The following is a 26,468-nucleotide window of genomic DNA, read 5'->3' on the forward strand; positions in this document are numbered from 1 at the left end:
CCCCGCCGCAGATGCGACGGGGGATTCTTCGTTGAGGTAAGTCAGGCGTTGCGACGCGAGGCGCGCAGCTCGCGCGGCAGCGCGAACACCAGGGTCTCGTTGGCCGTGGTCACCGGCTGCACCTCGCCGAAGCCGTGCTCGGCGAGCAGGTCGAGCACACCGGTCACCAGGATCTCCGGCACCGAAGCGCCGGAGGTGATGCCGATGGTCTCGACCCCGTCGAGCCAGGCCAGGTCGACCTCGCGGGCGTAGTCGACCAGGTAGGCGGCGCGGGCGCCGGCGCCGAGGGCCACCTCGACCAGCCGCACCGAGTTCGACGAGTTGCGCGAGCCGACCACGATGACCAGATCGCATTCGGGCGCCATCGCCTTCACCGCGGTCTGGCGGTTGGAGGTGGCGTAGCAGATGTCGTCGCTGGGCGGATCCTGCAGCGTCGGGAAGCGTTCGCGCAGCCGGTTCACCGTCTCCATGGTCTCGTCGACCGAGAGCGTGGTCTGCGACAGCCAGATCACCTTCGACGGGTCGCGGACGGTCACCTTGTCCACCGAGTCGGGCCCGTCGACCAGCTGCACGTGTTCGGGCGCCTCGCCCGCCGTGCCCTCGACTTCCTCGTGGCCCTCGTGGCCGATGAGCAGGATGTCGTAGTCGTCGCGGGCGAAGCGCTTGGCTTCCTGGTGCACCTTGGTGACCAGCGGGCAGGTCGCGTCGATGGTGCGCAGGTTCCGTTCGGCGGCGGTCTCGTGCACGATCGGCGCGACGCCGTGCGCGGAGAACACGACGAGCGCGCCCTCGGGCACCTCGTCGGTCTCGTCGACGAAGATCACGCCGCGCTCCCGTAGCGTCTCCACCACGTGCCGGTTGTGCACGATCTCCTTGCGGACGTAGATGGGGGCGCCGTGCTTCTCCAGCGCCTTCTCCACCGTCTCGACCGCACGGTCGACGCCTGCGCAGTAGCCGCGCGGCTCGGCCAGCAGCACGCGCTTGCCACCGGCAGCGGACGCGCCGGCCGAGCGCGCGATACCGACGTTCAAGGGGATTGCCGAGGTCATGCCCCACAGCTTACGTGCGCCGGATGGACGCGATCAGGGCGGATCAAGGGGCATAGGTCACATCACGGCGGTGTGGACCTTTGCATCACACGCGGTTTGCGGCAGGCTGGGACCATGTTCCGTCCTCCGTTCCTGGCCAGGGTCGCCGCAGGCGCCGCGGTCTATGCCTTAGAAGAGACCAGGCGGTTACCCGTCGCCGCGGTCAATTTCCCGATCACCGCGATCAGCCGCGTGCTGCAGACCACCATGCACGTGCAGCAGTTCGTGACCAGTCTCGCGCTCAAGGGCGATCTCGTCTTCGAACGTCTCGGTTCCGCTCCGCAGGAGCAGCCGGAGTGGGTCACCTTCGACGAGGATCTCGCGCCCGAGCCCGCCGCGGCCACCAACGGCCACGCCAGCCGCTTCGACCTCTACACCGAGGACGCCCCGGCCGAGCAGCACAACGGCAAGGCGGCGCCCGCGTCCCTGCTGGTGCTCGAGGACGAGGAACCCGCCGACGAGCCGGCGGAGGTGCAGGCCCCCGAGGTCGCCATCCGCTACGACTACCCGTCGATGACGCTGGCCCAGCTGCGTGCCCGGCTGCGGATGCTGACCGTCGAGGAGCTGGCCCAGCTGCTGGCTTTCGAGCAGCAGACCCGCGCCCGCGCGCCGTTCGTCACCATGCTGACCAACCGGATCGCCACCGTTCAGGCCCAGTAGCCTCCCCCGTCACGAAGTGACCGCAATCGCCGCCGGTTGCGGTCACTTTTGTGTGTGTCGGTACCGCCGCGTATACCTACAGGCATGACTGAGGACGGCTCCGCCGCTGCCGCGCAGGCCGGCGCACCGGGCAGTTCGGCGGACCAGCCGTGGCCGGTGCGTTCGGTCGCGGTGAAGGTGGCGCAGTGGATCGACCGGCTCGGCAGCGTGTGGGTGGAGGGGCAGGTCACCCAGATCAATCTGCGTCCCGGCACCCGCACGGCGTTCCTGGTGCTGCGCGACACCTCGGCGGACATGTCGCTGTCGGTGACGTGCGATCCGGAGTTGTTGCGGCGCAGCCCCGTTCCGCTCACCGAGGGCAGCCGGGTGGTCGTCTACGGCAAGCTGCAGTTCTTCACCGGGCGCGGCACGCTGTCGCTGCGGGTCACCGAGATCCGGCCCGTCGGCATCGGCGAGTTGCTCGCGCGGATCGAACGGCTCAAGGCCCTGCTGGCGGCGGAGGGCCTGTTCGACGCGCGGCGCAAGCGGCCGCTGCCGTTCCTGCCCGGTACCGTCGGGCTGATCACCGGACGGGCCAGCGCCGCCGAGCGCGATGTGCTCACGGTCGCCCAGTCCCGTTGGCCCGCAGTACGTTTCGTCGTCAAGAACACCGCGACCCAGGGGCCGACCGCGGTGCCGCAGATGCTGGAGGCCCTGGCCGCGCTCGACCGCGATCCGGCCGTCGACGTGATCGTGCTCGCCCGCGGCGGCGGCAGCACCGAGGACCTGCTCGCGTTCTCCGACGAGGCGCTGTGCCGCGCCATCGCGGCCGCGACCACGCCGATCGTCAGCGCGATCGGCCACGAACCCGATTCGCCGCTGAGCGATCTCGTCGCCGACGTGCGCGCCGCGACCCCGACCGACGCGGCCAAACGGATCGTCCCCGACGCCGCCGCCGAACTCGCGGGGGTGCGGGAGATGCGTGCCCGCTCGGCCGCCGCGCTGCGCGGCTGGGTGCAGCGCGAGACCCACATCATCGCCCAGTTGCGTTCGCGACCGGTCCTGGCCGACCCGCTGCGCGAGCTGCGACACCGCCACGAGGAGGTGGAGCGGCTGCGGCTGGCGGCCCGGCGCACCGTCGAGCAGACGCTGCGCACCGAGTCGACCGCCGCCGCGCACCTGCGGGAGAAGCTCACCGCCGTGGGTCCCGCCGCGACGCTGGCGCGTGGTTACGCTGTCGTGCAACGCGTCGCCGGTCCCGAACGGCACGTCGTCCGCACCATCGAGGACGCGCCCGCGGGCAGCCAGCTCCGCATCCGGGTGGCCGACGGCGCGGTCAGCGCCGCCGCGCTCGGCACCCAGCGCCTGACACCCGCCACCGACGACAAGGGGAATTGACCGTGCCCGACGCCGGAACCGAGCCCGACACCCTCGCCGAGATCGCCGGTTTCGGCTACGAACGCGCGCGCGACGAACTCGTGAACGTGGTCAAGATGCTCGAGCAGGGCGGCCTCGACCTCGACGACTCGCTGGCCCTGTGGGAGCGCGGCGAGGCGCTGGCCACCCGCTGCGAGCAGCACCTGGCCGGCGCGCGGCAACGGGTCGAGGCGGCCCTGTCGCACGCCGAACCCACCGAGGACTGATCGGCCCGGTTACCCGGGGCGAATCCCACCTTTACGACGCCGAAACACGGGCCGGGCACGCTGGTGCCGTCGGATACCGAGCAGTCGTGGAGGCGCCGTGCCAGTTCTCGTCGACGGGGAGCCCCGAGCCGGGGTGATCGCGCGACTGTGCGCGGAGCTGGGCGCCATCGCCCATTCCACCGAGACCCGCAGGCTGCGCACCAAGAGCCGGGACCGTTTCCTCCAGAACCCGATGCTGCGCGACCTGCTGCGCGGCCGCAACGCCGAGATCTTCATCGCCCCGCGCGACAAGGCCGAGCTGGGCGCCGCGGTCGCCGCCTGCGCCCGGCACCGCGTCCCGATCACCGTGCGCGGCGCGGGCTCCGGGCAGTTCGGTCAGGGTGTGCCGCTGAACGGGGGCGCGGTGATCGATGTCACCGCGCTGGCCGGGGTGATCGGCTGGCACGGCGACCGTGGCCGCCGGGTGCCGACCACCGTCCGCGCGCTCACCGGCACGGTCGTCGCCGACATCGACGCGGCGATCCGCCCGTCCGGCTGGGAACTGCGCATGCATCCCTCGACCGCGCAGAAGGCCACCGTCGGCGGCTACATCGCGGGCGGACACGCCGGCGTCGGCAGCTGCCAGTGGGGCATCCTGCGCGACACCGGCAACATCACCGCGCTGGAAGTGATGACGGTGGAGGAGCATCCGCGCTTGATCGAGGTGCGCGGGCGCGATGTCAACAGCGTGCACCACGCCTACGGCGCCAACGGCATCATCACCGAGGTGGAGCTGCCGGTCGCCCCGGCCTGGGAGTGGCACGAGCTGGTGATCTCGTTCCCGGAATTCGAGCAGGCAGCGCGCTTCTCCGTCGATGTGTGTCACAGCGACGGCGTGCTCAAGAAGGTCGTCTCGCCGCATGCGCATCCGCTGCCGCGCTACTTCCCCGGCCTGTCCGGCCTGGTTCCCGACGGCGAGGCGATGGTGCTGGTGATGGTGGCCGTGCAGTCGGTCACCGATGTGGAGGATCTGGTGCGCGCGAACGGCGGACGGATCCGCTATCGCTGTCTGGAGGGCAAGGGCGCCTACGGCGTTCCGCTGTACGAATTCACCTGGGGCCATTCGCTGTTGCACTATCAGCGCCACGACGAGAACCTCGTCGGGTTGATGGCGCTGTACCCGAGCGAGAACCTGTACGAGTCGATCGTGCGGGTGCACCGCGAGTTCGCCGATCTGGGCCCGCTGCATGTGGAGATGAAGCGGATCGACGGCGGCCTGACGTGTCAGGGTTCGCCCGTGTTCGCGTTCCAGAGCCGTGCGCATCTGGCGGAGGTCACCGAGCGGCTGCAAGGCGCGGGATTGTCGGTGGCCAGTCCGCACACACCGGTGCTAGGCGCGGGCGGCATGAAACCGTGGGGACCGAAGGAGGCGAGTTTCAAGCAGGAATTCGACCCTTACGGCCTGCTCGGCCAGGGCAAGCTCGACGACGCCGTGGCCAGCGACCTCCTCACCTCGACGGCACTGCCCAACAAGGGCTGGTCCTACCGGTTGACCAGCTGAACGTCGCCTAGGCCGATCCGGAGGCGAGGCCGCACGGCCCGCCGCCGGAACTGTCCACATATCCGGCCTTCAACATCTGGATCAACCGGCACAGCGCCTCGTCGACGCTCGCCACGGGCGCGGCCTCCGGTGCCGCGGCGGTTGCTACACCGGTCGGCGCGAGCAGGGCGGCGGCCGTCACGGCCAGGACGGTGATGGTCTTCTTCATGCCGCGACGCTAGGCGTCGTCGCGGGCCGAAGGAACCCGCCAGTTCTGCGGGCTGGACTATTTCGCCAGCGGGGTGGCGGTGGTGACGGCCTCGGCCAGCGTGGTGAACGCCGCCTCGTTGCCCGCGCCGGTGATCAGGACGCGCACCCCGCCCAGGTCGGCGATCCAGGCCGCTTCCTCGGTGGGGTCGGTGTAGAGCACCCATTTCTGCCCGGCGACATCCTGGGTCCCGGTCGCGTAGCGTGAGCCGAGCACGTGCCTGGCCAGCGATTCCTCGGTGGCCGAGGACTGCGAGTACCGCATGTAGGTGCCCTGCGGGGTGATGTAGCCGACCGTGCTCACCGGCCCGCCGCCCGCGGCGACGACCGTGTCGCGGCTGCCCGAGTTCGAGACCCAACCCTGGGGCAGTTCCGGCTTGCGGATCGGGAACGGCAGCGACTTCGCGTCGGACTTCAGGGCGGCGTCGGCGTCGAAATGCGGGATCTGTCCCTGGGTCGGACCGTTGGTCGCCACCGTGCACTGGCTCGCCGCGCCCGCCAGCACCACCGCGATCAGGACCAACGGGATCAGCGACCAGAACAGGTCGCGGTAGTCGTTGAAGATCCGGTGTTTCTGCTGGGCCACGGCTACCAGTATCCACTCGGGCCGGACCGGGCCGTCCACGGGGCATCGCAGGAGTCGTGCACGACCGTGCCGATTCGTAATGCGACAATTGCCCCCGTACACCAACGCCAAGGAGGCACTCCGCAATGACGGCATCATCGCCCGCCCCCAGCCGCCGCGAGGCACCCGACCGTAACCTCGCGCTGGAACTGGTGCGTGTCACCGAGGCAGGAGCGATGGCAGCGGGCCGTTGGGTCGGCCGTGGCGACAAGGAAGGCGGGGACGGCGCGGCCGTCGACGCCATGCGTCAGCTCGTCAGCTCGGTGTCCATGCGCGGCGTCGTCGTCATCGGCGAGGGCGAGAAGGACGAAGCGCCGATGCTCTACAACGGCGAGGCGGTCGGTGACGGCACCGGACCCGAGGTCGACTTCGCGGTCGACCCGATCGACGGCACCACGCTGATGTCGAAGGGCTCCCCCGGCGCCATCTCGGTGCTCGCGGTCGCCGAGCGCGGCGCGATGTTCGACCCCTCGGCCGTGTTCTACATGCACAAGATCGCCGTCGGCCCCGACGCCGCCGGTTCGATCGACATCACCGCCCCGATCGGCGAGAACATCCGCCGCGTCGCCAAGGCCAAGCAGTCCTCGGTCTCCGACCTCACGGTCTGCATCCTCGACCGCCCCCGCCACGCCGACATCATCCAGCAGACCCGCGACGCGGGCGCCCGCATCCGCCTCATCTCCGACGGCGACGTGGCAGGCGCCATCGCCGCCGCCCGCCCCGAGTCCGGCGTGGACATCCTGGTCGGCATCGGCGGCACCCCCGAGGGCATCATCGCCGCCGCCGCGCTGCGCTGCCTCGGCGGCGAGCTGCAGGGCATGCTCGCCCCCAAGGACGACGAGGAGCGCCAGAAGGCCATCGACGCAGGCCACGACCTGGACCGCGTCCTGTCCACCACCGACCTGGTCGCCGGCGAGAACGTCTTCTTCTGCGCCACCGGCGTCACCGACGGCGACCTGCTGCGCGGCGTCCGCTACTTCGGCGGCGGCGCCTCCACCCAGTCCATCGTGATGCGCTCCAAGTCCGGCACCGTCCGCATGATCGACGCCTACCACCGCCTCACCAAGCTCCGCGAATACTCCTCCGTCGACTTCGACGGCGACGATTCCGCCAACCCGCCCCTCCCCTGACGCCCCGGGCCGCGCACCCCTTCGGTGCGCGGCCTTCCGCGTTGCCGACCACATAGCCTTTCGCTACCGTGACTCGCACAGCGTCCGGAACGGGAGGGGTCACGGACATGGTGGAAGTCGATTCCGAACGCCTACGTTCGGAGATCGCCGCGTTCTACGCCGGTTTCGGCGCTCCCACGGAGCTGCTGTCCGCTTTCGAATCCGCAGCGCTGCTGGTCCCGCTGATCGGCCCCGACGACCGCGTCTTCACCCTCGAATCCGGCGGCATCGCCTGGCTGTGCGCGTTCACCGGTGTCACCGAGTACGCCCAGTTCATGACCGCTCGCGGCGTGGTCGCCGAGCAGGAATACCGCTTCCACACCTTCCTCGGTCGCCGCCTGTCGGAGTTCGCCGCCGCCCAACCCGAGCCCACGGGGATCGCCGTCGACATGCTCGGCAGCCACCCGATGACCTTCCCGCCCGACGTGCCCGAAGACCAGACCGATGTCTGACCTGAACGTCGATCCCGCCCTGCTGACCCAGGCCGCGAACGGGATCACCGGCATCATCAGCGAGCTCTCCGACCTCGGCGTCGGCGAAACCGGCGCCGTCGGCCGCGGCTTCTCCCAGCTCGCCATGTCGGCGATGGAAGCCGGAAAAGCCAACGTGCAGAACACCTTCGAGACCTTCACCGAACGCTGGTCCTGGGGGATCCGGGCCCTGGTGCAGTCCGGCAACGAGATCGCGAAGATCCTCGACCTCTCGGCGGGCCGGTACTACCTGATCGATCAACAGGCCTCCAGCGCCCTCAAGCAGGCCTTCACCCACCTGGCCGGGAACCCACACGCCACCAGGGAAGACATCGAGAAGATGGACTGGGGGCAGGTGCTGTCCAACAACACCTGGAACCTCGCCGCCCAACACGAATACAGCGCTTCCTCATTCGGTGAGGCGTTCTCGCACATGGGTGACAACCTGTCGACGCTGGGCTCGGCCGGCCAATATCTGCTCGAGAATCCGGACAAGGCCTACAGCCTCGACACCGGCGTCGCCGCCCATGTCGCCGAATTCAAACAAACGCAACAGCCTGGCGGGGGAACGTAATAGATGGGCATCGGGGATTTCCTCAACAGCGTCGGTGACGCGATCGAGGACGGGGTCGAATCGGCGACCGAGAAGGTGGGTCAGGCCTACAACACCGTCCTGGACGCCGAGTCGAAGGTCGCCAAAGCCGTTGGCGCCGACGGTTTGTCGGAATGGCTGGACGATCTCGGCGACAAGGTCGTCGATGCCACCGGCGGCGCCGTCCCGGAGAAAGAACTCGGCGAAACCACCGATCCCAAAGAACTGATCCGCGGCGATGTCGCCAAGATCAACGAGGTCACCGGGCATCTCGGCAAGATCGGCACCTCGATCGAACAAACCGGTGACGCGCTGCGCAAGATCGACACCGCCGACTGGACCGGCGATGCCGCCGCCGCGTTCGACGAGGAATTCGCCAAGCAGCCCAAGCTCTGGTGGGACGGCGCCGACGCGATGAGCAAGGCCAAGACCGCCCTGGACGCCTGGGCCCACGAGGTCACCGCCGCCCAAGCCAAGGCGGCCGACGCCATCGCGAAGTGGGAGGAAGCCGACCGCGAGGAACGCGACCGCAAGAACGCGTGGAACGCCCTGTCCGACGACGACCGCAAGGGCAAGAACCTCACCGACACCTGGACCAGCATCCGCGACGCCGCCCGCGCGATCCTGTCCGGCGCCCGCACCCAGCGAGACAACGCCGCCGACGCCGCCGTGGCCGCGATCAGCGCCGCCACCGCCACCGCCCCCACGGAGCCTCCGTTCCTCTCCCGCTGGGGCAGCAATTTCGAAGACCTCGGCGCGGCCATGGAACAGGCCCGCCTGAACTTCAGTACCGGCCTGCTGACCTCACTGACCGGCATGGTCCAGTTCGTGCGTTCGATCTACCCGATCGACGCCTACAACATGACCCACCCCGCCGAATACCTGTCGAAGATGTCGGACCTCGGCACCGGCATGGTCCTGGCCGCCGCCGACCCGAAAGCGACCGGCGCGGCGATGCTGGCGGGATTCAAGACCAACCCGTCCGAAGCGTTGGGCGCCTTCGCCGGCGACGCGTTGCTGACCGCGGCGACCGGCGGTGCTGGCGGTGCGGCCAAGGCCAGTGCCACCGTCGTCGACAAGGCAGCCGACGCCAGCCGCCTGGGCAGAGCACTCGACGACGCTCCGGCAGCGCCGACAACACCACCCGCGGTCACCAAAGCAGACAACCCATCCGCCCCGCCCACGAATCCCGCCACTACACCGGACGGCCCGTCGGCGCCGACGAACCCCGCTGGCCACAACGGCGACTCGCCCGCCGCCACGCCGGACGCCACCAATCCCGCCGCCGCGACTCCCGAGAACCCCGCAGCGGCAGCCCCGGAAAGCCCGAGCCCCGCCACCCAGACGGGCGACACCGCACCTGCGGCCACCCCGGACTCACCTGCTTCGCCCCTCACCGGCGCGACGGACGACGCCGCACCACCTGGCGGCGACCCATCAACGCCGCACGCTACTACCCCTGATCCGGATACGCAGGCGCCCAACACACCCGACAACCCCGTCGCAAGTCCCGATACGCCGAACAACCCGGCAGATCGCCCCGCCGAAACCGATGGGACCAATCCCAATCCAGCGGCGACCGCACCCGATGGCCGCTCTCCCGAGAACGACTCCGGGCCTCTGGCACCACACTCCGACGGCGACACTCCTGCAAACTCAGACGACGCCGCCCCGCCGGCTTCACATTCCGACGACACCGGCAACCCTGCCGCCCGTCCCGACGAAGACGGCAACCCTGGCGGCGATAACGACGGCACCCAGCCTGGCGCCCACACACCAGAAACTGGGGCGACACCCGATCGACCCGACAACAGCGGGCCCGAAGCCCGCGCCACCACCGACGCCGGCGGAAATGGTGAGCCCAGCGCCGGCGAAGCCGGACAACGGAACCCACCGGAAACCGACTCCACCCGGGATCAGACCACCGAAGGTGGCGATCCGGTCAATATCGCCACCGGCGAATTCCTGCTCCCCCTCACCGACCTCGATCTACCCGGCGTCCTGCGCCTCGCTCTGAAGCGAGCGCACCACTCCAACTATCGATTCGGTCGCTGGTTCGGCCCGTCCTGGTCGGCGACCCTCGACATGCGCGTGGTCGTCGAAGACGACTGTGTCACCGTCGTATTCGAAGACGGCATGCTACTTCCCTACCCGCACGCCGAGGTCGGTGTCGGCGTAGAACCGATCACCGGCGGTCAGCGCTGGACGCTGACCCGGACGGAAATCGGCGGCTACCGACTCTGGGATCCCGACCGGGAATTGGTATGGCACTTCGCCCCTGAGCCATCGCTGGACGGCCTGGACACGCTGCTGGGGAACTTCGCGATCTCCGCGATCATCGACCGTCACCACAATCGAATCAGGTTCCACTACAACAGCAACGGTGATCCGATCGAGGTGACCCACTCCGGCGGCTACCGGGTCGTCCTGGACTCGTCCGACGGCCGTGTAACTGCGATCTCGGTTGTGGGCGACATCGACGGCACCGAAACCGCGACCCGAGTCCGTGAATTCGGCTACGAAAACGGCGAACTGACGACCGTGACCAACGGCATCGGCGGCGTCACTCGATTCTCTTACGACGAACAGCACCGCATGCTGTCCTGGACCGACTCCAACGGCAGCTGGGTCACCAACACCTACGACGAATCCGGCCGCGTCGTCTTCCAGCGCGGTACCAACGGTGTCTTCGACGCCGAGTACGAATACCTGGAATTCGGCAACGGCACCGGCCGCCTGACCCGCATGACCGACTCCCGCGGCGCAGTCACCGGCTACGGCTTCGACAACGACCTGCGCCTACGTGACGTCCGAGCCGCCGACGGCGGTCACCGCCACATCGATTACAACGTCGGGCGCAAACCCCTCGCCGTCACCGAACCCGACGGCGCGACAACGACATACACCTACACCGACAACGGTGACGTCGCCAGCATCACGCGCCCCGACGGCCTCGAGATCACGATCGACTACTCCTACCCCAACCGGCCGTCCACCATCACCAACGCCGACGGCACGACCCAGCACCGCGAGTGGGACAAGGCAGGCAACCTCGTCGCCACCATCGACCCAGCCGGCGCACGCACCGAATACCGCTACCACGAATGTGGCGCGGTCGCCGAAATCCGCGACCCCGACGGTGCCGTCACGCACATCGACGTCGACGACGCGGGGCTCCCGGTCAAGGTGACCGACCCGTACGGCGCTACCACCGAAATCGAGCGCGATATCTTCGGCCGCCCGAGCCGGCTCACCGACCAACTCGGTGCCGTCACGCACTACGAATGGACTCCCGAAGGCAAACCAGCCCGGCGTATCGACCCCGACGGTCACTCCGAAACCTGGACCTATGACGGGGAGAACAACCTCCTCACCCACACCGACCGCGCCGGTGGAGTCACCAACTACGCCTACGGTGGCTTCGACAAGGTCTCCACCCGCACCGACCCCGACGGATCGGTCCACCGATACCTCTACGACACCGAACGCTCCCTCACCGCCGTCATCAACCCGCTCGGCCAGCGCTGGACCTACGAATACGGCCTCGACGGCCGCTTGAAAGCCGAAACCGACTATACCGGCGCCACCACCCGCTACACCCACACCCTCACCGGCCGAATCGCCACCGTCACCCCCGCGACCGGCGTCACCCGCCACCACCGCTACGACATTCTCGGCAACCTCACCTCGATCACCGCCGATACCGGCGAATACCTCGCCTACACACACGACCCAGCAGGCCGAGTCCTCACAGCCATCAACGGCACCGACGAAACCCGCACCCACACCCTGCAATTCACCTACACGCCCACCGGCCAAGTCGCGACCCAACAACTCGATGACCAACCGCCGATGGTCAACGACCACGACCACCGCGGGCGCCGCATCCGCCGAACCACCCCTACCGGTGGCGTCACAACTTGGCAACACAACACCCTCGGCCACGTCACCGCCATGACCGCCGACGGCACCGACATCGCCTTCACCCACGACCCAGCAGGCCGCCTCACCGGGTGGCGCATCGGCGAAGTCCAGATCGACCGAACCTTCACCCCCACCGGCAACATCGCCTCCCAACACGTCACCGGCTTCCCCGCCCAAGAATTCACCCTCGACCTCGGCGACTTCGGCCCCTCGGCGTCACACCGCCCCGACCCCTTCACCATCCGCCGCGACGACTACACCTACCGCCCCGACGGCTACCTCACTCACCACGCCACCACCCGCCCCAACACCGGCACCACCCACACCACCTACGCTCTCGACCCCATCGGCCGCGTCAACACCATCACCCGCGACAACGCCGTCACCGAGGCCTACGAATACGACGCCCTCTCCAACATCACCGCCAGTCTCCCCACCGCTGCCGACCCCGGAATCGCCGACCCACCAGCCCATCGCCAGATGGAGGGCCGCGAGTACCACAACAACCTCTTGGTCCGCGACGGCCGCAACCACTACTACTACGACCCTGCCGGCCGCCTCATCCGCAAAGTCACCACCCGAATCTCCCGCAAACCCGCAGTCTGGCACTTCCGCTACAACGCCTTCGACCAGCTAATTGAGGTGTACACACCGACGGAGGAGTGGTGGCAATACTCTTACGACGGGTGGGGCCGGCGGACTGCCAAATATCGGCGATTCGATCTATCGTCAGCCGAAAATCGAGCCCAGTACCACTGGGACGGTTACCAGCTAATCGAAGAGTTAAGGTCGACGACTTCGACTCGCTGGCAATACAGGCCAGCTTCGTTTGCCCCTATCTGCCAAACCGAAATGCGACCCGGCGGTCTCCAATTCTATGCGGTCGCATGCGTGAACGCAGACACTCCCGCCGAGATCGTAGACCCAAAAAGCGCAGTTTCTGCCGCCCGCAGCGCGACAAACCTGTGGGGCAAGACGGTCTGGTTGGGCAGCGCCGATAGCTCGATTCGATTCCCTGGACAAATCTATGATCCGGAGACAGGCTTACACTACAACAATCACCGTTCATACGACCCCGAAACGGGCCGATACCTCACCATAGACCCCCTGGGTCGTGCACCCGCTCCCAACCCACACACTTACCCACGAAATCCGACGGTATGGTCGGATCCACTGGGTCTCCAGCCAGATTATGTCGCAAAGGGTGACCATTCGAACCCATTTTCGGATCGAGAATCCGCCGAGCAAGCTGCCTTTGAGCTCGCCGGAGTACCCTATGGCAGGGATCCCGACTTCGAGTGGTCTGTTACCAGCGATAGATCCCTCCAGGGCATTCCGGGCCATATCTACTCGGACAACCCGACCCACTGGGGAACCTTTCGACAGTTCGAACTTGATGGCATGGGCTCCAGAGTGGTGGTCGAGCACACTAATGACCCTGCGGGGCCGCACTTCCATGCAGGCATGCCAAAGGGAGATTCGAGCCGAAATTTCGTCAACTTCGGATGGGATCTCACAAAGAACGCTGACCCGCTGGAGCGCTATCAGAAAATGGATAAGCCACGCGGCGACCATCACTTCTTCTACGAGTAAAAGGATACGCATGAATACCAAGGGATTGCTACCTGAGCGACTGCGAGCAGCAGGGCTTACACCGGTTTCATCCACTCGACTGGAAGATGGACCCAGCGTGTCGCGAACATGGCAGCTTGTCGCAGCTTCCACCACAATTCCAGACGTAATTGTTCCGTATTCAGAGGGTGCAGAATCAGTAACCGAACCCTGGGAAATTGCCATCGGACATAGTGGCGTACTATCCGCCGATCGCGCACTACTGATAGCTCCAACCTTGGTAAATCAAGGCGAGAGGCTGGAATGGATCGCGGTACGACTGACCGATTCCGTCGACCTCACCGCACTTACCGATGCCCGCGGTGATTTAGAATTTGTATCCCGCTCACTCGACGGCAAGTCTTATTGTGGGGTCACCACAGAGGAAGACGGGTATTGGATCGCGACAGGCGTATACCCCGTAGTCCAACAGCAATCCTGGATCAGCATGACCGAATGGCCACCGACTGAGACCGCGACCATCGCGGATATTCTAGCAACCTTTCGGAGCGACGAGAACATCCCACAATTGAAGATCGCTCTTACAAAAGTCTTACACGAAGTCTATGGTTGCACAATATCTGCGGCCAGAGAATTGGTTGCTCATCTTGACGAGTCGCTTGCTCCCACAATTCCACCGACGGCGTTGGAAGCCATTTGGTCGCGCATCCGCCATCACCATGCAACTGGCTAGCACCTGATCGCCACCGAGGAACCAGGTGGCGGCACGGCTCGTAAAGACCGCCGGGCATGTTCGGAGCATCACCCTGTGACGTATTGCGCGATCATTACCCCAATACGTCGTCAGGAACCTGCTGTTCCTCCATCGCCCGACGCGACTCCTCGTGCAGGATCTCCAGGAGCTCCTGCTCCAGAGCCGCGAATTCAGGGCTCGTGATGATCGACAGATCGCGCGGACGTGGCAGGTCGATGGCCAGATCATGGCGAACGACGGCGGGGCGGGCCGAAAGGACCAGGACTCGGTCCGAGAGGTAGACGGCCTCGCGGATGTCGTGGGTGATCATGAGGACCGTCCAGCGGTACCGCTGCCAGACTTCCTGCAACCAGGTTTGCATTTCGGTGCGGGTGAGGGAGTCGAGGGCGCCGAAGGGTTCGTCGAGGAGGAGGAGTTCGCGGTCCTGGACGACGGTGCGCAGGAGGGCGGCGCGTTGGCGCATGCCGCCGGAGAGGTGGGCCGGGCGGGCGTTCTCGAAACCGGCGAGGCCGAAGACGGGGAACAGTTCGCCGGCGCGGCGGCGGGCCTCGGCGCGTGGGACGCCCTGGACCTGGAGGCCGAGGATGGTGTTGTCGAGGATGGTGCGCCAGGGGAACAGCAGGTCGCGCTGGGGCATGTAGGCACAGTGCGCGGCCGGGGCGGAGGCGCGGAATTCGGCGGTGCCGGAGTCGGGGGTCTCGAGGCCGGCGAGCATGTTGAAGACGGTGCTCTTGCCGCAGCCACTGGGGCCGATGACGCTGACGAACTCGCCGGGGCGGACGGTGAACGAGACCCCGCCGAGTACCTCCAGGTCGGGGGTACGGCGGCCGCGGGGGTACGCCTTGCGCAGGTCGTCGACGACCAGGCGGTCCTCAGGCACGGCCACTCCTCCCCTCGGCCAGCGCCCACGGCGCGACGAGACGTTCGACGACGAAGGTCGCCAGGTACAGCACGATGCTCAGCAGGGCGGTCACGAGTACGGCCGCCAGGACCAGATCGGTGCGGAAAGAGTTCTTCTGCAGGCTCATGTAGATACCCAAACCCTTACTCGCGCCGACATATTCGGCGAACACGGCGCCGACCACCGCGTAGGTGATGCCGATGCGCAGGGCCGTGAAGAAGCGCGGCAGCGCCGACGGCAGGCGCACGTACCGGAACTCCTGCACCCGGGACGCGCCCATGCTGCGCAGCAGCGCGCCGGCTTCCCGGTCGGCCGCCGCGAAGCCCTCGATGAGGCCGATCACCATCGGGAAGAAGGTCACCAGGGAGACCACCAGGATCTTGGGCAGCAGCCCGAAGCCGAACCAGATGATCATCAGCGGCGCGATCGCCACGATCGGCAGAGTCTGCGAGGCGACGAACAGCGGCACGAACGCGCGACGCAACCACGGCGAGAAGTCGACGACGATCGCCAGCAGCCAGGCCAGGGTCAGCGAGACCGCGAACCCGAGCAGCGTCACCTGCAGGGTCGCCGCCGCGTGCGCGCCGATCTCCTCGCGGTGCGCCCACCCCTGCCGCACGACCCGCAGGGGCGAGGGCAGCACCTGGGGACGGATGCCGCTGATGGTGGCATAGACCTGCCAGAGCACGACCAGCGCGGCCACCGTCACCACGGACGGCAGCACCCAGCGGAGGCGGGGGCCTACCTCACGGGTTGGTGAGGTACTCATTGGTGAAATAGCTCGACCAGTCGGGCTCAGTGGACAGCGCGGCGCCGTCGGGACCGCTGAGCAGACCACCGCGGAACAGGAAGCCGGAGTTGGCCGCCCACTGCTCGCGGGTCTGGCCGCCGACGCGGCCGTCGGCGCCCTTCATGAACTGTTCGGCCAGCATGCGCTGGCTCTCGAAGACCAGCTTCTCGTCGTTGAAGGCGCCGGGGTTGGCGGCGAGGAGATCGCGGGCCGCCGCGTCCGGGTCGTCGGCGGCGATTTGGTAGCCGCGCTGCAGGGCCTGGACGAACTTGCGGGCTCGGTCGGGGTTCGCGGTGAGCCAGTCCTCGTTGGCGTTGATCAGGATGGCGTAGGCGTCGGGGAAGCCGAAATCGGTGTAGCGGAAGTACTTCATGGGTGTGCCGTGGTGTTCGGCTTCGATGCCCTCCCACGCCAGGTAGGAGACGGTGAAGTCGGCCTTCCCCGAGTAGACCGCCTCGTACGCCGACGAGCCGAGGGTCACCGAGGTGAAATCGCCGGTGCCACCGGCATTCCGGATGACCTGCTGCAGGGCTTCCTTCTCACCCGGGTCGCCGAATCCGGCGTAGGTCTTGCCGTCCAGGTCCTTCGGGCTCGCGAGATCGGCCCGGTCGGCGCGCACGCCGATGCCGGTCGCCCAGTGCTGCAGCGGCGCGAGCACCGACTTGGTGTGCGCGCCCGCGGCGCGGGCGAAGGTCGCGGAATTGTGGGTGCTGATGCCGAATTCCGCGTTCCCGGCGTCGATCACCGTGTCGACCGAGGTGTTGTTGTACGGCAGGATCTCCACGTCCAGGCCCGCGTCGGCGAAGAAGCCCTGCTGCATCGCGACGTAGAGGCCGGTGTGGTTGGTGTTCGGTGTCCAGTCCAGTGCGAAGCGGATCTTGTCGCCCGAGTCGCCGCCCGACGCGCAGGCGGTGAGCGCCGACAGCAGGGCGACCGAGGTGACGACAACCGCGAGCGCGCGGCGCAAGCGGCCGGTCATCCGGCGGGCCAGGGCTGCGGGTGCAGGGCGGTGTCCCAGAACAGCAACTCGTAGCGCGTCGCCAGCGTGAACGCGCTCGCCATCGCCGCGCGCTCGGCCTCGGTCGCCGCGTCGGCGGCCTGGTCGACCAGGGTCCGCGCGGTGGCGGCGGTCTCCTGGAAGTCCTCGGCGCCGTAGGTGGTGACCCAGCGCGCGTACGGATGGCCCGGGTCGGCGGCCACGACCTGCGCGGCGCTCGCGGCCAGGTCGCGACCCACCTCGGCGTAGATCCAGAAGCAGGGCAGGACCGCGGCGGCGGCCACGGCGTACGGCTCGGTCGCCGCGGCGGCGATCAGGTACGACACGTACGCCAGGCAGGTCTGCGAATGCTCCGGAGCGGTCGTGCGCGGCGGCAGCGCGCCACTGGCCAGCAGTTCGGCGTGCATCGCCGACTCGACGGCGGCCGCGTTGGCGGCGGAGTTCGCCCAGAACGCCGCGGTCTGCGGGTCGGGCGACTTCGAGGCCAGGATGGCCAGGGCCTTCGCGTAGCCGGTCAGGTACAGCGAGTCCTGCTCGATGTAAGTAGCGAACACCTCGGGCGGCAGCGTGCCGTCACCGAGCCGTCGCAGGAATTCGAGGTCGTCGATCGCGACCCGCAGGACCTTCGTCTGGTCCCAGAGCTGGTCGGTGAACCGACCCGTCGTGGTGGTGTGCGCGCTCAACGCCGTGACATCCCTTCGTCAGCATTACCTGAGCAGGTTCCGCGGGTGTGTTCTCAGCTCCGCGTCGGCGGAGCACCCCGTGTCCGTGACCGACCATAGCAGTGCCGATCCGGACGAAGGGGACACCGTCCTATTCCCCACCGGGCTGTGGGATTTTCCGCTGGCGGCGCGACCCCATTCGCCGCGATCTCGTCCTAGGGTCGAGGCATGGCTGATGACGACGTGCAGTACCGCATCGAGCACGACACGATGGGTGAGGTTCGGGTTCCGGTCGACGCGTTGTGGCGCGCGCAGACGCAGCGGGCGGTGGAGAACTTCCCGATCAGCGGCCGCGGGCTCGAGCGCGCCCAGATCCGGGCGCTCGGCTTGCTGAAGGCCGCGTGCGCGCAGGTCAACAAGGACCTGGGTCTGCTCGATCCGGGCAAGGCCGACGCGATCGTCGCGGCGGCGAACGAGATCGCCGACGGGCTGCACGACGATCAGTTCCCGATCGACGTCTTCCAGACCGGCTCCGGCACCAGTTCGAACATGAACGCCAACGAGGTGATCGCCTCGATCGCGGCGCGAAACGGCGTGACCGTGCACCCCAACGACGACGTGAACATGTCGCAGTCGTCGAACGACACCTTCCCCACCGCGACGCATCTGGCCGCCACCGAGGCCGTCGTCACCGATCTCGTTCCCGCGCTGGAACATCTGCGGCTGGCGCTGCTGGACAAGTCACAGCAGTGGCGCACCGTCGTGAAGTCCGGCCGCACGCACCTGATGGACGCGGTGCCGGTGACCCTCGGCCAGGAGTTCGGCGGTTACACGCGCCAGATCGCCGCCGGCATGGAGCGGGCGCTGGCCACCCTGCCGCGGCTCGGCGAGCTGCCGATCGGCGGCACCGCGGTCGGCACCGGGCTCAACGCGCCCACGGGTTTCGGCGCCAAGGTCGTCGAGGAACTGGTGCGCGCCACCGGAATCGACGCGCTGCGCGAGGCCAGCGATCACTTCGAGGCGCAGGCCGCGCGCGACGGTCTGGTCGAGGCTTCCGGTGCGCTGCGCACCATCGCCGTGAGCCTGACCAAGATCGCCAACGACATCCGCTGGATGGGCTCGGGTCCGCTCACCGGCCTCGGCGAGCTGCAGCTGCCGGATCTGCAGCCCGGCAGCTCGATCATGCCGGGCAAGGTGAATCCGGTACTGCCCGAAGCGGTGACGCAGGTGGCGGTGCAGGTGGTGGGCAACGACGCCGCGATCGCGTTCGGCGGCGCGAGCGGCGCGTTCGAGCTCAATGTCTACATTCCCGTGATGGCGCGCAACCTGCTCGAGTCGATTCGCCTGCTGGCCAATGTGTCCCGGCTCTTCGCCGACAAGTGCGTCACCGGGCTGGTCGCCAACGAGGAGCATCTGCGCACCCTCGCCGAGTCGTCGCCATCGATCGTCACCCCGCTCAATTCGGCCATCGGCTACGAGGAGGCGGCCGCCGTCGCCAAGCAGGCCCTGCGGGAGAAGAAGACGATCCGCCAGACCGTGATCGACCGCGGCCTCACACCGGACAAGCTCTCCGTCGAGGAACTCGATCGCAAGCTCGACGTGCTCGCGATGGCCAACGTGGATCGCGAATCCTGAAACGCCGAACGGCCGTCACCTCGCGGAGTGACGGCCGTTCGCGCGGAACTCAGGCCAGGTGCGCCAATTCGGCGCGCGCCTTCTCGCCCTCTTCGCTGAAATCGGTGCGGGTGAAGATGTTCCAGCGCTGCAGCAGCGGCTTGAACACCAGCTCACCTTCGCGGGCGGGGTCGTAGATGCCCGCCTGGGCCAGGGCCTCGTCGCTGGAACCGCCGCCGGGCAGCTCGACCTGCGGGACGCGGAAAGCCGCGACCTGGTCGGCGATGGCGCGGACGGCCTGGTCGGGGACCAGCTCGAAAGCGGCCTCGACCAGCACGGCGAAGAACTCGGCTTGCAGCTCGTCGTCGGCGGCCAGCTTCTCCGCGATCGCGGTGACGACGGGATTCTCGCCGAGCGCGGCGGTGTTGCGGTGGCGGATGGCGGCGGCCAGCTCCTCGAAGGCGCAGGTCGCCAGCACGTCGATCAGGTGCAGCGGCGGACGGTTGAAACCGGTGGTCATGTGGGCCATGCGGGCCCGCTCGAGCGCGACCGGGTCGACCGCGCGCGTCACCATGAGGTAGTTGCGGATCATGATCTCGTGGCGGTTCTCCTCCGCCGTCCACCGGCCGACCCAGCGCCACCACGGACCGGTGCGCAGATGCTTGCCGAGCTCACGGTGGTAGGACGGCAGGTTGTCGGCGACCAGCACGCTCACGGTCAGTGCGAGCTTCGCGGTCTCGCTCAGCTCGGACTGCTCCGGGGTCCAGTCGGCGCCACCGAGGAAGGCGAAGTTGCGGCCGTCGGACCACGGCACGAAATCGTGCGGCTGCCAGCCCTCGGCGGCCTCGATGTGCCTGGCCAGGTTGGTTTCCACCACGTCCGCGAGCGAATCCAGCAACTCGCGGTCGGTCAAAGTTTTCTGCACGAGGACAACCTAGTCCCTCGACCGCCGGCGCGGGGACCTTCGGGTCCCCACGCCGGGCACGTCGTCGGACTACTTCGGGGTGACGGTCGTCTGGCCGTTGACCCAGGTGATGGTGCCGCCGGTGAAGTCGCTCTGCTTACCGCCGGGGATGTCCTTCTCGTCGCTGGTGGGGTAGCCGAGGGTGCCGTTGGCGCCGCCGTTCTCCTCCCACGCCTCGCGGATGTCGCCCCAGACGATGTGGGCGCCCGAATCGCTGCTCCAGTAGATGGTGCCGCCCTCGAAGTCCTGGTACTGACCGCCGTTGGGGCCCGATTCCTGGGCCTCCTCCGGTGCGCCGAGCGGGCTCGACGCGCCACCGGCGGCGACGTACTTCTTGTAGACCTCGCCGGAGACGGTGATCTCGCCGTTCGGGGTGTTGATGGTGGTCGAGTCACCGGCGCCCATGCCGGCGGTGCCCGATGGGGTCGCCGTGGCGGAGCCCTCCGTGCCGTTCGGCTCGGTGGTCTCGGTCGCCGAACCGCCCATGCCGCCGGGGGCGGTGGTGGTGGCGTCGGGACCGCTCATGTTGGAGGTGACGCTGGCGATGGTGTCTTTGGCCTTGTCCTGATCCTCGTCGCTGCAGCCCGCGGCGAGCAGCAGTGCGGCGGCGGCGAGCACGGCGGCGCCTCCGGCGGCAGTACGTCGAGCGAAGTGGTTCATATCCATCCTCTCGCGAGTAGCCCCCCGGGGCACACCCCGGAATGGAGCCTGGCCGACATCCGCAACGGCCCGGCGGAACGTTGTTCGCCGAGCCGTTGCTGGATTGGTGTCGCCGCGGATAATACCCACAGTTCGCGGTAATCAAACGGATTACGGGCCGCGACGCGACCCGATTGCCGTGATTACGCGTTCGGTCCGTACTCCTCGAGCATCTCGGTCACCAGCGCCGCGATCGGCGAGCGCTCGGAACGGGTGAGCGTGATGTGCGCGAACAGCGGGTGACCCTTGAGCTTCTCGATCACCGCGGCCACGCCGTCGTGCCTGCCGACCCGCAGATTGTCGCGCTGGGCGACGTCGTGGGTGAGGACGACGCGCGAGCCGGTGCCGAGCCTGCTCAGCACCGTGAGCAGCACATTGCGCTCGAGCGACTGCGCCTCGTCGACGATCACGAACGAATCGTGCAGCGAGCGGCCGCGAATGTGGGTCAGCGGCAGCACTTCGAGCATGTCGCGGCTGAGCACTTCCTCCATCACCTCGCGGCTGGCCAGCCCGTCGAGCGTGTCGAAGACGGCCTGCGCCCACGGGCCCATCTTCTCGCTCTCCGAACCCGGCAGGTAGCCCAGTTCCTGGCCGCCCACCGCGTACAGCGGCCGGAACACGACCACCTTGCGCTGGGTCCGCCGCTCCAGCACGGCCTCGAGCCCGGCGGTCAGCGCGAGCGCCGACTTGCCGGTGCCCGCTCGGCCACCCATCGAGACGATGCCGATGCTCTCGTCGAGCAGCAGATCGAGGGCGATGCGCTGCTCGGCCGAGCGGCCGTGCAGGCCGAAGGCCTCCCGCTCCCGCACCAGCTGGACCCGCTTGTCCGGGGTGACCCGGCCCAGCGCGCTCGAGCTGCTGCCGAGCAGCCGGATGCCGGTGTGGCAGGGCAGTTCCCGGGCCTCGTCCAGGTCGATCACCGAATCGGTGTAGAGCTGGTCGATCTGGGCGCTCGCGACGTCGAGTTCGACCATGCCGCTCCAGCCGGAGGTCACCACGTCCTGGGCGTGGTATTCGTCGGCGGCCAGGCCGACCGCGCTCGCCTTGACCCGCAGCGGGATGTCCTTGGACACCAGCACCACCTCCTCGCCCTCGGCCGAGAAGTTCAGCGCGCAGGCGAGAATGCGGGAATCGTTGGTCTCCGAACGGAATCCGGCGGGCAACACCGACGGATCGGTGTGGTTGAGCTCCACCTGCAAGGTGCCGCCCTCGGTGCCGATCGGCAACGGCTGATCGAGCCTGCCGTGCTTGACACGCAGGTCGTCGAGCATGCGCAGGGCTTCCCTGGCGAACCAGCCGAGTTCGTGGTGGTGCCGTTTGGCCTCCAGCTCGCTGATGACGACCAGCGGCAGTACCACCTTGTGTTCGCCGAACCTGGTGACAGCCCAGGGATCCGAGAGCAGGACCGAGGTGTCCACGACAAAAGTCTTCTTCGAGGCCGAGGCCGTGTGCATCGCGGGGGCGGAAACGGAGCGTGCAGCAGTCACGGTGGGCTCCTTATGTGTTCGCACGGCACCCGCGCGAACGATCTCGCTGGACCGGTCCGTCCTGTAGGTGGCTGGTCAGCCACCTCTAGGGCCGGGCGCCGGCCCTCTCGCACTGAGTAGCTCAGTCACGGTCAGGACCTCCCGTACGAGTCACACCGACGCGACCCGCATCACCGACGCTACCGGTCGACACCCCGTGCGCGCTGCCGGACGACCGGACGTGTCCGTGAATTTGTCGTTAACCGGCACCGTCGGCCCGGATCGGGCGCGATGTCGGTGCCGAGCGCTAGAGTCGGAACATGACGCAGGAGCAGGATCTGGAGAAGCTGTCGTCGAAGGAACTGCACGACCGGGCGGTGAAGACGGCCGTTCGGCACGGTGACGTGCGCTTCCTGTGGGAGCTGCTCAAATCGATCCCGGCCGCCCAGGCCGAGGCGGGCGACCTCGGCGAGAGCGAGGCCGACATCCGGTACGTGCTGCCGATGATCGACGACTACTTCCACGCCGGCGACGGCAAACTCGCCGACGTCTTACGGCCGACGTATCTGGAGTACCTGAACAAGCACCGGTAGGTCAGCGGCGCAGGATCGCGCGGGCGGCGCCGACGACGGTGCCGCGCAGCACGTTGCCCATGCTGAAGCGGTCGTCCCACAGGACGATTCGGCCCGCGCGGAGTTCGAAGGTGCCGGTGACCCAGAACTCGATCGTCACCGGTCCGAGGCGCAGGAAGTCGGTGCGATCGGTGAGCACGATGTCGCCGTCGCCCGCGATGTGGTGCATGTCGGCGGAGAATGCGAGCTGCGGCCGGTCCAGGCCGCGCAGCAAGCCGGCGACCCGCTTCTTCCCGCGCACGGTCGGCAGGCCGGCGTTCTTCCAGACGATCTCCGGGTCGAGCAGCTCCAGCGCCTCGTCGACGGCGCCGACCTCCATGGCGGCGAAGAATTCGCGGACGACGGTGACGGCGTTCTCCGGCAGTTCCGGCTGGTCGTTCATGCTGCGAGCCTAGGGCGTTCGCCCGCGCCAGACCAGACCCGGCGCGCTACCCGCGCCCAGCGCGCCGGTCGATGAGCACGGCGAGCCCGTCCAGGATCCGGTCGACGCCGTAGTCGAAGGCCGCGCCGGGCGCGGCGCCCGCGCCGACGGCCGCCGACTCCTCGGCGAAGGCCGCCTCGACGGCGGGGAACCGGCCGCCTGCCGCGGCCATCATGGCGGTGAACTGCTCGGTGAACTGGATGGCCGCGTCGCCGTCGCCGACCGAGTCGACCTGTTGGGCCAGGCTGCGGGCGTGCCCGTTGAGCAGCACGATGGTGTCGAGCCGTTCGGGGCCGGTCAGGCCGGTGCCTGCCAGCGCGGCGACGGCCGCCTCGGTCCAGCCCATCTCGTTCGGTCCGAGCGGCCGGATCCCGAGGGTGAGCTCGATGGTCCACGGGTGGGCGCGGTAGCGCGCGAAGATCGCCTCGATCCACTGCCGCAGTCCGCTGCGCCAGGACGCGCCGTCCAGCTGGGGCGGCTCCCCCATCGCCGTGTCGAGCATCAGGGCGGTGAGCTGCTCCTTGCCCGGCACATACCGGTACAGCGACATCTTGGTGAAGCCGAGACTCTGCGCGAGGCGCTGCATCGACAGTCCGGCGAGCCCTTCGGCGTCGGCGAGCGCGATCGCGGAGGCCACGATCCCGTCCAGGGTGAGGGCCGGCTTGGGGCCGCGGGTGGGGCGCTGCGCGGTCCCCCACAGCAGTTCGACGGTGGTCGGCATCGTCGGTCCTCTCGAAAAATCACCGATTGACACTCGAACTGTGTCTACCATACTCTAATCCGCGTCCACCGGATACAGATTCCGTTGGACACAGATTCCGATCGAGGAGAGAACCATGCGCGTACTCGTTTCCGGCGCCGGCATCGCGGGGCCGTCCCTGGCCTACTGGCTGCACCGATACGGCTTCGAGGCCACCGTGGTCGAGCGCGCGCCCGCGCTCCGGCCGGGCGGCCAGGCCGTCGACTTCAAGGGCCGTACGCACCTGACCGTGCTCGAGCGCATGGGCGTACTGGACGCGGTCCGCGCCCGCCGCACCGGCACCACCGACCTGGCGTTCGTCGACGAGGCGGGCCGCGAGCTCGCGGTGATGTCGGGCGAGTTCTCCGGCGGCGACGTCGAGATCCTGCGCGGCGACCTCGCCGAGATCCTGTACGACCGGACCGCGGACGCCGTCGAGTACGTCTTCGGCGACACGATCACCGCACTCACCGACACCGGCGACGAGGTACGGGTGGAGTTCGAACGCGGCCAGGCGCGCACCTTCGATCTGGTGCTCGGCGCCGACGGAATCCATTCGCGGGTCAGGAAACTCGCGTTCGGGCCGGAAGCCGACTTCGTCCATCACCTCGGCCGCTACTACTGCGTGGCCGGCGCCAGCCGGTGGACCGACACGAGCCTGCCGCGCGAACGAGCACGCGGATTCGCCCACAACACGCCGGGCAAGCTCGCCGTCGACGGCGGGTCCAAGGCACAGCAGATGTACATGTTCACCAGTCCCCCACTGGATTACGCGCGCGAGGACACCGCCGCGGCCCGCCGGATCATCGAGACCACCTTCGCCGACATGGGCTGGCACGCCCCGCGCATGCTCGCCGAACTGGCCGAGTGCGACGACATCTACCTCGACTCGATCAGCCAGGTCCGGATGCACGGCGAGTACACCCGCGGCCGCGTCGCCCTGGTCGGCGACTCCGCCTACGGCAACACCCTGGCCGGCTTCGGCACCGGCCTGGCCGTCGTCGGCGCCTACGTCCTCGCGGGCGAACTCGCCACCGCCGCAGGCGATCACGTCGCCGCCTTCGCCGCCTACGACCGCGTCATGCGCCGCTACGCCAAGATCGCGGGCAACTCCAACGCGGGCCCCTTCCTCGCCCCCAAGACCGCCGCGGGCATCCGGGCCCGCAACTGGTTCCTCGGCTCCCGCCTGTTCACCCTCATGATGAAATACGGCGACAAGGCCGCCAACGACATCGACCTCGTCGACTACCCGTCCCTGATCCGCGCTTGACCTGGAGTGCGCTCCAAGTCATACGCTTTTCGCATGAGCATTCGCCTCGGTTACCAGATGCCCAACTTCAGTAACACCGACTCGGTGCGTGAGCTGTTTCCCACGGTGATCGCGCAGGCCAGAGCGGCGGAGGCGGCGGGATTCGACGCCGCCTTCGTGATGGACCACTTCTATCAGCTGCCGGGTATCGGGCGGCCGGACGAGCCGATGCTGGAGGCCTACACCGCGCTCGGCGGGCTGGCCACCGCGACCGAGCGAATCCAGTTGTCCGCCTTGGTCACCGGCAACACCTATCGCAATCCGGCGCTGCTGGCCAAGACGGTCACCACCCTCGACGTGGTCAGCGGTGGGCGGGCCGTGCTCGGGATCGGCGCCGGCTGGTTCGAGCTCGAGCATCAGCAGTACGGGTTCGAGTTCGGCACCTTCACCGAACGCTTCCAGCGGCTGGAGGAGGCGCTCGAGATCATCGCCCCGATGCTGCACGGGCAGCGTCCCACCTTCGACGGCCGCTGGTACCACACCGAGAACGCGATGAACGAGCCGCGCGTGCGCGACGACCTGCCGATCATGCTCGGCGGCGGCGGGGAGAAGAAGACGTTCGGGCTGGCCGCCCGCTTCGGCGACCACCTCAACATCATCAGCAATGCCTCCGAACTGCCGCGCAAGGTCGAGGCGCTGCACCAGCGTTGCGCCGAGGTCGACCGCGACCCGGCCACCCTCGAGACCAGCTTCCTGGCCTTCGTCATCGCCGACGAGGACGGCGACCGCGCCCGAAAGCTGCAGTCCGACATGCTCGCCCGCGCCGGCATCGACCTGTCCGCCCTCTCCCCCGAGGAGATCCGCAACACCCCAGCCGACCGCCAGTTCGTCGGCACCCCCGACGAGGTCGCCGAGCAGATCCAGCAGCGCGTCCTCGACCACGGCATCGACGGCGTGATCGTCAACATGATCGCCAACGGTCACGAACCCGGCGTCATCGAGGCCGCGGGCCGGGCGCTGAAGCCCCTGGTCAGCTGACCTCCCCCTTCTCGCTCCGAGGGGCCGTCTACTC

At 68.2% G+C, this 26,468-nt stretch carries 25 protein-coding genes and 1 riboswitch; of the genes, 13 read left to right on the forward strand and 12 right to left on the reverse strand.

Annotation, left to right across the window (positions count from 1 at the left end; translation table 11 throughout):
- Positions 1–41: 41 nt before the first annotated feature.
- The gene (locus tag DFR69_RS07460) at positions 42–1,049 is read right to left on the reverse strand and encodes a 4-hydroxy-3-methylbut-2-enyl diphosphate reductase (RefSeq protein ID WP_110036660.1); all 1,008 of its coding nucleotides are present in this window, start codon (positions 1,047–1,049) and stop codon (positions 42–44) included.
- A gap of 114 nt (positions 1,050–1,163) precedes the next feature.
- On the opposite strand from DFR69_RS07460, the gene DFR69_RS07465 reads away from it, so the two are divergent.
- From DFR69_RS07465 to DFR69_RS07480, 4 genes are all read left to right on the forward strand, one after another.
- Positions 1,164–1,748, forward strand: coding sequence for a lipid droplet-associated protein (locus DFR69_RS07465; protein WP_110036661.1), 585 nt, complete (start codon positions 1,164–1,166; stop codon positions 1,746–1,748).
- Between the two features lie 84 nt (positions 1,749–1,832).
- Entirely contained in the window at positions 1,833–3,125 is a 1,293-nt protein-coding gene (gene xseA, locus DFR69_RS07470; RefSeq protein WP_110036662.1) for an exodeoxyribonuclease VII large subunit, read from the forward strand.
- A gap of 2 nt (positions 3,126–3,127) precedes the next feature.
- Positions 3,128–3,370, forward strand: a complete 243-nt coding sequence (locus DFR69_RS07475) for an exodeoxyribonuclease VII small subunit (RefSeq protein ID WP_110036663.1) — start codon at positions 3,128–3,130, stop codon at positions 3,368–3,370.
- Between the two features lie 97 nt (positions 3,371–3,467).
- Complete coding sequence (locus DFR69_RS07480; RefSeq protein WP_146229213.1) at positions 3,468–4,910, forward strand: FAD-binding oxidoreductase; 1,443 nt, start codon at positions 3,468–3,470, stop codon at positions 4,908–4,910.
- Between the two features lie 7 nt (positions 4,911–4,917).
- Here DFR69_RS07480 and DFR69_RS07485 read toward each other — a convergent pair whose 3' ends face one another.
- Together DFR69_RS07485 and DFR69_RS07490 are read right to left on the reverse strand one after the other, a co-directional pair.
- The gene (locus tag DFR69_RS07485) at positions 4,918–5,118 is read right to left on the reverse strand and encodes a hypothetical protein (protein WP_110036665.1); all 201 of its coding nucleotides are present in this window, start codon (positions 5,116–5,118) and stop codon (positions 4,918–4,920) included.
- Positions 5,119–5,175: 57 nt separating this feature from the next.
- Entirely contained in the window at positions 5,176–5,742 is a 567-nt protein-coding gene (locus tag DFR69_RS07490; RefSeq protein ID WP_110036897.1) for a DUF4245 domain-containing protein, read from the reverse strand.
- A 125-nt stretch (positions 5,743–5,867) separates the two neighbouring features.
- Between DFR69_RS07490 and glpX the strand changes: the two genes are divergently transcribed.
- From glpX to DFR69_RS33860, 5 genes are all read left to right on the forward strand, one after another.
- Entirely contained in the window at positions 5,868–6,911 is a 1,044-nt protein-coding gene (gene glpX, locus DFR69_RS07495; RefSeq protein WP_110036666.1) for a class II fructose-bisphosphatase, read from the forward strand.
- A 107-nt stretch (positions 6,912–7,018) separates the two neighbouring features.
- Positions 7,019–7,402, forward strand: coding sequence for an SseB family protein (locus DFR69_RS07500; protein WP_110036667.1), 384 nt, complete (start codon positions 7,019–7,021; stop codon positions 7,400–7,402).
- Positions 7,395–7,994: a hypothetical protein gene (locus DFR69_RS07505; RefSeq protein WP_110036668.1), complete on the forward strand. Its 600-nt coding sequence runs from the start codon at positions 7,395–7,397 to the stop codon at positions 7,992–7,994. The genes DFR69_RS07500 and DFR69_RS07505 overlap by 8 nt, the downstream gene beginning before the upstream one ends.
- A gap of 3 nt (positions 7,995–7,997) precedes the next feature.
- On the forward strand, positions 7,998–13,529 hold the full coding sequence (locus DFR69_RS07510) for a putative T7SS-secreted protein (protein ID WP_110036669.1): 5,532 nt from the start codon (positions 7,998–8,000) through the stop codon (positions 13,527–13,529).
- Positions 13,530–13,539: 10 nt separating this feature from the next.
- Positions 13,540–14,241, forward strand: a complete 702-nt coding sequence (locus DFR69_RS33860) for a hypothetical protein (protein WP_146229214.1) — start codon at positions 13,540–13,542, stop codon at positions 14,239–14,241.
- Between the two features lie 94 nt (positions 14,242–14,335).
- Here the strand turns inward: DFR69_RS33860 and DFR69_RS07515 are convergent, their stop codons facing one another.
- The 4 genes from DFR69_RS07515 to DFR69_RS07530 form a co-directional block, all read right to left on the reverse strand.
- Entirely contained in the window at positions 14,336–15,142 is an 807-nt protein-coding gene (locus DFR69_RS07515; RefSeq protein ID WP_110036898.1) for an ABC transporter ATP-binding protein, read from the reverse strand.
- Positions 15,135–15,932, reverse strand: coding sequence for an ABC transporter permease (locus DFR69_RS07520; RefSeq protein WP_110036670.1), 798 nt, complete (start codon positions 15,930–15,932; stop codon positions 15,135–15,137). Before DFR69_RS07520 ends, DFR69_RS07515 begins: the two co-directional genes overlap by 8 nt.
- Complete coding sequence (locus DFR69_RS07525) at positions 15,910–16,932, reverse strand: ABC transporter substrate-binding protein (protein ID WP_110036671.1); 1,023 nt, start codon at positions 16,930–16,932, stop codon at positions 15,910–15,912. The genes DFR69_RS07520 and DFR69_RS07525 overlap by 23 nt, the downstream gene beginning before the upstream one ends.
- Entirely contained in the window at positions 16,929–17,633 is a 705-nt protein-coding gene (locus DFR69_RS07530) for a TenA family protein (RefSeq protein WP_110036899.1), read from the reverse strand. Before DFR69_RS07530 ends, DFR69_RS07525 begins: the two co-directional genes overlap by 4 nt.
- Positions 17,627–17,723: riboswitch (TPP riboswitch) on the reverse strand. Its footprint overlaps the gene before it by 7 nt.
- 117 nt (positions 17,724–17,840) lie before the next feature.
- Here DFR69_RS07530 and DFR69_RS07535 point away from each other — a divergent pair.
- A complete protein-coding gene (locus DFR69_RS07535; protein WP_110036672.1) occupies positions 17,841–19,247 on the forward strand; it encodes a class II fumarate hydratase in 1,407 nt (468 codons plus the stop codon).
- 49 nt (positions 19,248–19,296) lie between these two features.
- Here DFR69_RS07535 and DFR69_RS07540 read toward each other — a convergent pair whose 3' ends face one another.
- From DFR69_RS07540 to phoH2, 3 genes are all read right to left on the reverse strand, one after another.
- The gene (locus DFR69_RS07540) at positions 19,297–20,151 is read right to left on the reverse strand and encodes an acyl-ACP desaturase (protein WP_110036673.1); all 855 of its coding nucleotides are present in this window, start codon (positions 20,149–20,151) and stop codon (positions 19,297–19,299) included.
- A gap of 69 nt (positions 20,152–20,220) precedes the next feature.
- Positions 20,221–20,850 (reverse strand): LGFP repeat-containing protein, encoded by a 630-nt coding sequence (locus tag DFR69_RS07545; RefSeq protein WP_167456181.1) that lies wholly within the window; start codon positions 20,848–20,850, stop codon positions 20,221–20,223.
- Between the two features lie 182 nt (positions 20,851–21,032).
- Positions 21,033–22,376 (reverse strand): RNA 5'-3' helicase PhoH2, encoded by a 1,344-nt coding sequence (phoH2, locus tag DFR69_RS07550; protein WP_110036675.1) that lies wholly within the window; start codon positions 22,374–22,376, stop codon positions 21,033–21,035.
- A 299-nt stretch (positions 22,377–22,675) separates the two neighbouring features.
- Here phoH2 and DFR69_RS07555 point away from each other — a divergent pair, with 299 nt between their 5' ends.
- A complete protein-coding gene (locus tag DFR69_RS07555; protein ID WP_110036676.1) occupies positions 22,676–22,948 on the forward strand; it encodes a hypothetical protein in 273 nt (90 codons plus the stop codon).
- A 1-nt stretch (position 22,949) separates the two neighbouring features.
- Here DFR69_RS07555 and DFR69_RS07560 read toward each other — a convergent pair whose 3' ends face one another.
- A complete protein-coding gene (locus DFR69_RS07560; protein WP_110036677.1) occupies positions 22,950–23,369 on the reverse strand; it encodes a limonene-1,2-epoxide hydrolase family protein in 420 nt (139 codons plus the stop codon).
- A 46-nt stretch (positions 23,370–23,415) separates the two neighbouring features.
- The gene (locus tag DFR69_RS07565) at positions 23,416–24,129 is read right to left on the reverse strand and encodes a TetR/AcrR family transcriptional regulator (protein ID WP_110036678.1); all 714 of its coding nucleotides are present in this window, start codon (positions 24,127–24,129) and stop codon (positions 23,416–23,418) included.
- A 115-nt stretch (positions 24,130–24,244) separates the two neighbouring features.
- On the opposite strand from DFR69_RS07565, the gene DFR69_RS07570 reads away from it, so the two are divergent.
- Positions 24,245–25,417 (forward strand): FAD-dependent monooxygenase, encoded by a 1,173-nt coding sequence (locus DFR69_RS07570; RefSeq protein ID WP_244198134.1) that lies wholly within the window; start codon positions 24,245–24,247, stop codon positions 25,415–25,417.
- A 33-nt stretch (positions 25,418–25,450) separates the two neighbouring features.
- Positions 25,451–26,434: an LLM class F420-dependent oxidoreductase gene (locus tag DFR69_RS07575; protein WP_110036680.1), complete on the forward strand. Its 984-nt coding sequence runs from the start codon at positions 25,451–25,453 to the stop codon at positions 26,432–26,434.
- Positions 26,435–26,468 lie beyond the last annotated feature (34 nt).

The organism is Nocardia neocaledoniensis (genome assembly GCF_003182135.1).
In the GTDB taxonomy this organism is placed as follows: Bacteria; Actinomycetota; Actinomycetes; order Mycobacteriales; family Mycobacteriaceae; genus Nocardia; species Nocardia neocaledoniensis.